Annotated in this window: 2 protein-coding genes; one reads left to right on the top strand and one right to left on the bottom strand. The window is 54.9% G+C overall.

The window, feature by feature from the left end; translation table 11 throughout:
- A partial coding sequence (locus tag AC1D1P_RS21910) for a hypothetical protein (RefSeq protein ID WP_477674426.1) occupies positions 1–247 on the top strand: 247 nt, incomplete at its 5' end.
- Positions 248–1,206: 959 nt separating this feature from the next.
- Here the strand turns inward: AC1D1P_RS21910 and AC1D1P_RS21905 are convergent.
- Complete coding sequence (locus tag AC1D1P_RS21905; RefSeq protein ID WP_477674425.1) at positions 1,207–1,746, bottom strand: hypothetical protein; 540 nt, start codon at positions 1,744–1,746, stop codon at positions 1,207–1,209.
- Positions 1,747–2,042 lie beyond the last annotated feature (296 nt).

Raw genomic sequence — 2,042 nt, 5'->3', positions numbered from 1 at the left:
ATTAGAGCGGCAAAAACCGAAAACCCTCTCTAGATTGGCCTGCGAGGCGCCAACCGACAATGTAAGTGGCCCCTTTATTGAGACAGGCGTGTCGCCAACCTCGCGCCGTACTGCTTGTGCGGCAAATTCAGTAAATGTCTGTTCCTCCATTGGTATGGCTTGGGCTGCGGCTTCAACTGAGAAGAAGGCCAACAAACTTGCCGATACTGCACATGCTTTGTTCAAAACTAGCTCCCTTGCAAATTGATGACGCTGAAAGACGCCGAAAGTTCGACGTGAGCTGTCAGGCTGTAGAGCGAAGGCAATATGCCGTCAAGAAAATTGAACACTTGGTCACGGCGCGGTTCATCCCGCAACATCGGCGCCTGACTTTACAAACAAGCCGGCAGCGCCGCTGGCCGTCATGAACGCAAAGATTGGCCAGAGTACTCCCTGGCCTGCAGATTCAGAAACGATAAGCGCGAGGCCGGCGGCACTTACGCCCAGGCCAATGCATAAAACGAAGCCGTATCGCCGCATTCTGAAGACACCGATGGAGGCGATGAGGCAGCCCACTCCGAACGCGACGATGGCAGATAGCATTCCAAAGAACATGGGTGAGTTGGGTTCGGCCTGGATGATAGCCGCGCTCCCGACAAGGACCAGCAGTACTCCAGAGAGTGCCAGGAGTGCTGCGAATAGCTTTGCAAGCATGAGGTAGGGAAGAAGGAGCCTAACGTGAAGATGACCGGACCACCAAAACCCGGGGCGAAGCCGCCTCCTGCTGTTGTGGATCCGTGTCGATTGACATGTTATGCATAAGTCACCATAAGTCACTTCTCCTCTCGTTTCGGCTTTAGCGCCCAACCCGTCGCAATCAGGATGAGGCCAAATGCCAGCAAACCCCACGCGAGCATACTCGACTCCCTCGTGGGAACGACACGCATGTAGCGCGGAGTCGAAGCGCCAGACCAGAGAACTTGAAACCAAAGAGAAAGGTCAAATGGCAACAGGTCGCCAACCCTCAAAAGCAGCAGTAAAGCAATGACTACGACAGAGTAGCCAACGCACCGAAGCCAGGTCGAAGCTCTCATGCCATTTCGGTTCGCATGCCTGCGCTGCGGATCGATGCTGGACAACGTTGGAGCTGACCGGACGGCAATACTCGCGGCGAATCGGCCTTCTGCAGCTGTGGGTCGGCATCGAGCGACATGTTGGATTTCGCCGTCACTGCCCTGCCTCCTGACTGAAATGCGGACGAACCAATATAGAAATAACTTGAGCGATAGTCCAAGCCGCCGCATACGCAACGCACGTCAACATGAACACCGGAGCCAACTCGAAGGACATGAACAATGCACCGGCTGTAGCGGCGGCGAGTGCACCCACTGTCACCGAACCAATGCATCGAACGAACAGCAATCGGCCACTGATTGACTTGGCCGAGCCCGGCAAGAGAACAAGTGTGGGCCCCAAGCATGCCGCCAGTGCTACCCACAAGAATTCGTATTGAAGCGTGAATACGACCCCGATGATTGCCACAGAAGGCACGATACCCGCAGCGATGAGAATCGAGTTCCGAAGTCCAAGCTTGGTCTTTTGAGTCTTCGATATGTCGAAACCGGCAACACGAGCTGCGACTTTCGTTAAGAGGAACATGGAAACACCAAACAGGATGCCACCAATCAAAAATAGGCCCGTCACCAGAAGAAGCGTGAGGACTGGATTCGAACCGCCTCGAAAATCATAAAGAAAGAAGGCCAACATGGCCAAGCCCCATGCGAGTCCAAGCAAGATGAATCGCCAGATAGTCATGTGAGGCCTAACGCTTGAGCAAAGACACGCGCGGAGGCGAGACGGCTTGCCGTAGCGCGTCGGCGCTTGAGCAAGGGGTTAGGCCGCATACGGCGACGTGGCCTACGGCTTGCCGGGGCAACCATCATGTAGCGCGATTTCTTGATACTCGACCGCGTGTTCTTGGGGAAGCGGAACTATCTTCTTGACCTCAAGTAGTCGTGCGTCTTCCAGGCTGAATAGGAACAAGACGCCAGGCTCTTCTGGAA

The sequence above is a fragment of the Polaromonas sp. P1_E1_2 genome (assembly GCF_056406035.1).
Note: the sequence above shows the minus strand (reverse complement) of the source record. Positions and strands in the feature narration are given on the sequence as shown.